General features: G+C 38.1%; 5 protein-coding genes and 1 pseudogene. 4 read left to right on the forward strand and 2 right to left on the reverse strand.

Annotation, left to right across the window (positions count from 1 at the left end):
* Positions 1-65: 65 nt before the first annotated feature.
* From SST111_RS11435 to lysS, 4 genes are all read left to right on the forward strand, one after another.
* A complete protein-coding gene (locus tag SST111_RS11435; protein ID WP_099811500.1) occupies positions 66-908 on the forward strand; it encodes a DUF368 domain-containing protein in 843 nt (280 codons plus the stop codon).
* Positions 908-1390, forward strand: a complete 483-nt coding sequence (locus SST111_RS11440; RefSeq protein WP_099811502.1) for an aminoacyl-tRNA deacylase — start codon at positions 908-910, stop codon at positions 1388-1390. The genes SST111_RS11435 and SST111_RS11440 overlap by 1 nt, the downstream gene beginning before the upstream one ends.
* A 2-nt stretch (positions 1391-1392) precedes the next feature.
* Positions 1393-2019, forward strand: coding sequence for a histidine phosphatase family protein (locus tag SST111_RS11445; RefSeq protein WP_099811504.1), 627 nt, complete (start codon positions 1393-1395; stop codon positions 2017-2019).
* A gap of 102 nt (positions 2020-2121) precedes the next feature.
* Complete coding sequence (gene lysS / locus SST111_RS11450; protein WP_024408184.1) at positions 2122-3612, forward strand: lysine--tRNA ligase; 1491 nt, start codon at positions 2122-2124, stop codon at positions 3610-3612.
* 455 nt (positions 3613-4067) lie between these two features.
* On the opposite strand, the gene SST111_RS12505 is transcribed toward lysS, so the two are convergent.
* Positions 4068-5876 (reverse strand): GIY-YIG nuclease family protein, encoded by a 1809-nt coding sequence (locus tag SST111_RS12505; protein WP_257211923.1) that lies wholly within the window; start codon positions 5874-5876, stop codon positions 4068-4070.
* Between the two features lie 240 nt (positions 5877-6116).
* A pseudogene (locus tag SST111_RS11470) lies at positions 6117-6794 on the reverse strand (LLM class flavin-dependent oxidoreductase); the annotation flags it as partial.
* Between the last annotated feature and the right edge of the window lie 71 nt (positions 6795-6865).

The raw sequence follows: 6865 nt of genomic DNA on the forward strand, positions 1-6865 counted from the left end.
TTTTTAATTATTTTTACTTGCTTTATGCTATAATAGGAACGTTATAATACATTTTGGAGGAAATTATGGCTTCATGGATTGCAAGAATTATTAAAGGTATGATTATCGCACTCGGCTTTATCTTACCTGGTGTCTCTGGGGGAGTACTCGCTGCTATCCTTGGAATTTACGAACGATTGATTGGATTTTTGGCCAACATTCGCAAAGATTTTAAAGAAAACTTCCTTTTCTTTGTTCCTGTTGGAATTGGTGGAATTTTGGGAATCGCACTCTTCTCTTTCCCTGTTGAATATTTATTGCAACATTTCCAAGTCCCAGTTTTGTGGGCCTTTGCAGGAGCAATCGTGGGAACTATTCCTAGCCTGCTTAAAGAATCAACTCAAAAGAGCAAACGCGATAGCATTGATTTGGCCTGGTTGGTTGGAACATTCATCATTTCTGGTCTCCTACTTTACAATTTAAGCGATCTTGTCGGAATACTTCCAGCAAACTTTGCAAGTTTTGTCTTGGCAGGTGCCTTGATTGCTTTAGGGGTACTTGTTCCTGGACTCAGCCCTTCAAACTTGCTATTGATTTTGGGTATTTACACACCCATGCTCAATGGTTTCAAATCACTTGATTTATTTGGTACCTTCCTACCAATTGCAATCGGTGGCGTTCTTGCAATGGTGGCCTTTTCAAAAGCAATGGACCATGCTCTGAAAGTATACCATTCACGTGTTTATCACTTTATTATTGGTATCGTCTCATCATCCACTCTTCTGATTTTGATTCCACAAGCAAGCAACAAAGAGTCAATTTCCTATGCTGGAGCTGACTTTGTTACATGGATTGCTGCTATCATTCTTTTTGTCTTAGGAGTATGGCTAGGCCTTTGGATGAGCAAACTGGAGGAAAAATATAAATAATGGCTAAGAAGGTTAAGATAAAGAAAACCTTGGTGGACCAAATTTTAGACAAGGCTAAGATCGATCATGATAGCCTTGTTTTAAATGCCCTCGATGGTCAACTTCCACCAGGAATTGAAGAACACGACATTTACAAAACACTAGCATTAAATGGTGATAAAACTGGACCAATTATCGGCATCGTGCCGATTACCGAGCATCTGTCTGAGAAAAAATTGGCTAAGATTTCTGGCAATAAAAAAGTCAGCATGATTCCACAAAAAGATTTGGAAAAAACAACTGGCTACGTCCACGGTGCCAACAATCCAGTCGGTATTCGTCAGAAGCATAATTTCCCAATCTATATTGATCAATCCGCCCTTGAACTCGGTCACTTGATTGTATCTGCTGGTGAAATTGGTCGCTCGATTAAAATCGATAGCCAGGTATTAGCTGATTTTGTAAAAGCTGACTTTGCTGATTTGATCGAGGGGAGGGACTAAACTTGAAAATCTACTTTGTCCGTCATGGAAAGACTGAGTGGAATTTGGAAGGCCGTTTCCAAGGCTATTCTGGCGATTCTGCCCTTCTGCCACAAGCTGTGGAGGAAGTCCAATTGCTCGGAAAACACTTGGCTGACCGACCTCTTGATGCTATTTACTCCAGTGACTTACAGCGTGCAGAAAAAACTGCTCAAATCATTGCCCAGCACAACCGCCACTGCCAGCAAGTTACAACCAATTCTCAACTCCGTGAATGGAATTTTGGACAGCTGGAAGGTACGAAAATCAAAGATTTCAAGTCTGCCTATCCTCAAGAATTTTTCGCCTTGAAGCACAAGCTGACCGATTTTCACTCAGAGTTGTTTGGTGCCGAGTCGGTTGAACAAGTCACCCAACGGTTTATGGAGTTTATTTACTCGCTCAAGGACACGACTGCTGAAACAGTCCTCATCGTCAGTCACGGATCCGTCCTGACCGCTTCTATTCATCGACTGCTGGGCTTTCCTCTTGACCAACTTCGGCACCGAGGCGGTTTGGACAATGCCTCCATTTCCATTTTGGAAACGACAGACTTTGAACACTTTACCGAACTAGCTTGGAATGATACCGGTTATAAAGCAAAACAGTAGAATTTTCTGCTGTTTTTTCCTATCTCGATAGGAATTTATGCTGATTTTTTCCCTATTCTATGATAGAATAGAAAGAACAGACTTTGGAGGAATGAAATTTTTATGTCAACTGAACATTTTGAAGAATTAAATGACCAACAGATTGTCCGTCGTGAGAAAATGACGGCTCTTGCTGAACAGGGCATTGACCCATTTGGAAAACGTTTTGAGCGTTCTGCAAATTCAGCTGAATTGAAGGCTCAGTACGAAGACAAATCAAAAGAAGACTTGGAAGAATTAGGGCAAACAGCTATCATTGCAGGTCGTATTATGACCAAGCGTGGTAAGGGTAAGGCAGGTTTTGCTCACATTCAAGACCGCGAAGGCCAGATTCAAATCTACGTTCGTAAGGATGATGTTGGCGAAGAAAATTATGAAATCTTCAAAAAAGCAGACCTTGGTGACTTTATCGGTGTCGAGGGGGATGTCTTCAAGACAAATGTTGGTGAGTTGTCTATCCATGCTCGCAAGTTAACTCACCTGTCTAAAGCGCTCCGCCCATTGCCAGAAAAATTCCACGGTTTGACAGATATCGAGACCCGCTACCGCAAACGTTATTTGGACTTGATTACCAACCGTGAGAGCTTTGACCGCTTTGTGACCCGCTCAAAAATTATCTCAGAAATCCGCCGTTACCTTGATGGACTTGGTTTCTTGGAAGTGGAAACACCTGTCCTTCACAACGAAGCTGGTGGTGCTGCGGCTCGTCCATTCATCACCCACCACAATGCCCAAAACATTGACATGGTCCTTCGTATCGCGACAGAACTCCACCTCAAACGCTTGATCGTCGGCGGTATGGAACGCGTCTATGAAATCGGCCGTATCTTCCGTAACGAAGGTATGGATGCGACCCACAACCCTGAGTTCACTTCGATTGAGGTTTACCAAGCCTATGCAGACTATCAAGACATCATGGACTTGACCGAGGGTATTATCCAGCACACCGCCAAGGCAGTTGTCGGTGACGGTCCTGTGACTTATCAGGATACTGTCATCAACATCCACGAGCCATTTAAGCGTATCCACATGGTCGATGCTATTAAGGAACAAACTGGCGTGGACTTCTGGCAAGAGATGAGCTTCGAGGAAGCAAAAGCCCTTGCAGCTGAGCACAAGGTCCCTGTGGAAAAACACCATACAGAAGTGGGGCAAATCATCAACAGCTTCTTTGAAGAATACGTTGAAGCAACTCTTATCCAACCAACCTTTGTCTATGGTCACCCAGTAGCCGTATCTCCACTGGCTAAGAAAAACGATGAAGACCCACGCTTCACAGACCGCTTCGAGCTCTTCATCATGACCAAGGAATATGGAAACGCCTTTACAGAATTGAACGACCCAATCGACCAATTGGAACGCTTCGAAGCCCAAGCTAAGGCTAAAGAACTCGGTGACGACGAAGCGACAGGCGTTGACTACGACTACATCGAAGCCCTCGAATACGGTATGCCACCAACAGGTGGACTTGGAATCGGTATCGACCGCCTCTGCATGCTCCTGACAGACACCACTACTATTCGGGATGTGCTATTGTTCCCTACAATGAAATAGGTAACAGGCTGACAAGGTCTACCAGACCTTATCACTCCCGATGATGAAATAAAAACTACAAACTGTTTAACACCGTTACTTAAAACACTCTTGGAATTTCCAAGAGTGTTTTTGCATGCAAAAAACCCCGACCACTTGGTCAGGATTTTCAGGAGATTATGAAAAATATTTAGGATTGACTATAGTATAGCTCATCCTATCAACTATCTCATCAGTCTTGGGACTGATTTTATTTTTTCATCATAAAATTATCTAAACAATTAAAATAATTGAATTGCTAGAAAATCTAATTTTTATCAATGAAGATTGATTTGCAATTCTTACAATAGGGACGAATGAATATTTTATCACTTCTTGCCTTCCATTCAAATTGGCATTGACAACATTTATAATGGACAGGAGTTTTTGAATCAATATATTCTAAAACCTGAATATTTGGATTTTTTGAGAAAACTTTATCCAAATATCTCTGCCTCCTTTTTTTCTACCGAAGATTTTTGGGGATGATTTTTTACTACTGTTTTCGGCGTTAATTTTACTGTCTTTTGTTTAGCTCTTTTGTTAATAAAAATAGTTCGTTGCTTTGATTTTTCTATCTTAGAATATATTTTTTCTAAAAGAGTATTTGGAGCATCTTCATTCTGGAGAATATCAAACAACTGCTCTGAGTCAAGTGAAGAAGAAAATGCTTCAAATAGAAGTTTACTGCCAACATTTGAATTTATAATAAATTGAGTATCCTCATTAGTAGAACTTTCAAGCTTAGCAATAATTTCCTCTAATGGGATCAAAGTTGCATTTTGAATGACACTATCATTTAATCCTGTATTTTTTTCAACAGAAAGAGTAATCATAGTTGTTGAGAGGTGCCCATTAGGATAAGCTAAAATAGGTTGAAAAGGAATCTTTCTAAACAATGGAGGTATCATAATATCTTTTTCAACATAGGTAAAACCTGATTGAATTTCATCTGTTAAATCATTTTTAATAATATATTCAACAGTATCAATTATTTCATTTTTATTTGTCTGAGTTACTCTTACCGATACGACATAAGCAAAATCAGAAAAGAATGAGCTTTTACTTTTACCATATGTATTAGAAATAAAATCTATATATACCGTGTTTTCGATAGGAGTTGGCACCGCATAGTATCTTATTTCTCGATGGCCTAGTTCGAATGGATGAAAGTTTTTGTGGGGTAAAATAAGTTCAAGCAATGGTTTTTTTAACGTAACAATTTGAGAAATCTGCTCGCTTATCAATTTATCATATTCTTGTTTTTCTTTTTTTACTTTGGAGTGTTCTTTTAGCAACAAATTACTATTATTTTTTAATTCCTCCAAATTAATATGAGGTATATTACTAACTTGACCAGTTGTAATATAGTCTTGGCAAGCTTGTGATAATACTTCCGATTTCAAACGTTTGGAGCTAGACTTACGAATAATTTTTTTGATATTTTCTTTTATTCCCTCCAGTGCATAACTGTGTCCTCTTGAAAGTTGACGATATGTGGTAAGTTTCTCTTTTAATTGTGAGATAATTTCTTGACTTGGTCTTATTGAATACCTTTTCTCTAAATTATTTTCTCTATAGTCACTATAACTTTCATCCATATTTTCAAAGATTTTCTTTATAATTGGTAAAATTGTTAAGAAAGTGTAATTGTAGTTAAATAATGTATAGCCAGTATTCTCTTGTAAATAGTATGAAATGGTATCTAATTCCCAAAAATATTCTTGAAGATACCTATTTATTATATCTCTATTTTCTTTGGGATTGCATATAGAAGGTTGAATGGCATTTAGTAATGTTCGAGAGTTAAGCTGATTGAATCCAACAAATTGTGATTTAAAGTAATTTATATAATATAGTTCTTTAGATTCTAACTCTTCTAACGAACAAAATTCGACTACTTTCATTTTGAAATCTGTTAAAGTACATTGATGGTCAATCATATACTGAAAAATTTTACAGTAGAAAAAACTTCCATCATAAAAAGGATCTTCTCTCTCAAAAAAATAAGATAAATAAGTTGATTCTGATAATCTATTTAGAAACATAATTTTTTTTAAATGACTATCGAATCGTTTTTGAACATCTTTTGATTTTCCGATATAGATTGGCAGGATACTATTATCACCAAAAAAGTCTATGTAGAGCATATAAATTCCACATTTGTTTATTGTAGTATCTTCATTTACTTCTTCTAAAAATGGAAAATCTAGAATCTTATTTTTTATAGCAAATATATTTTCCATATTAATCTCCATAATGATTTTTTTATATTATAGCACAAATCATTTATAGAATATTTATATAAATATTCACTTTAAAAGAATAAACAAATCATCTAAGTTAACTTTCAACTATGAAATAATTTACATACCGGTCACTATCTAATCATTCAAAAAATCCCAACCACATGGTCAGGATTTTCAGGAGATTATGAAAAATATTTAGGATTAACTATAGTATAACTCATCCTATCAACTATCTCATCAGTCTTGGGACTGATTCTCTTCTTTTTTTGCAAAATAATCTCGGACAATTGGCGCAACTTCTTTTCCGTAGAGTTCGATAGCACGGAGGACATCTTCATGTGGCATTGATCCGATTGGGAGATGGAGGAAGAAACGGTCCAAGTCAAGTGTTTCAATAGTCTTGATAATTTTTTCAGCGACTCGTTTTGGATCTCCGACGATGGTTGCTCCTTCGTCTGTCAGAGAGTAGAGATATTGCGCCTTGGTCATCTCGCTCCAATGTGGGCGGTCTTTGGCAATATTGTCCGTAATTACTTTGGTTGGATGATAGTATTCTTCCACAGCCTTGTCATGGTCGTCTGCAATCCAACCCCAAGAATGGGCTGCAACTTTCGTTTTCTTTGGATCATGACCTGAGTTGCGAGCAACCTTGCGATAAGCATCGACTAAAGGTTTAAAGCGATGGGCACCTGCACCAATGACTGCATACACGATTGGCAGACCTTTCTTAGCAATCTTGATGGTGGATTCTACATTGCCCCCAGTTGCCACCCAAATGGGAAAATCTTCCTGAACAGGACGTGGATAGACTGGCTTATTATCGACTGACTGGGTAAAATGCCCATCCCACTTGAGATTGGTTTCCTTGTCGATTTCCAGAAGCATATCTAGCTTTTCATCGAAGAGTTCTTCATAGACAATATGTAAAGACCCCCAGTTGAGAATTCGTGGATTTACCTGTACACTAGAATAAAAAAACAATCAAC

It is taken from the genome of Streptococcus suis YS161 (assembly GCF_002760245.1).
GTDB lineage: Bacteria > Bacillota > Bacilli > Lactobacillales > Streptococcaceae > Streptococcus > Streptococcus suis_I.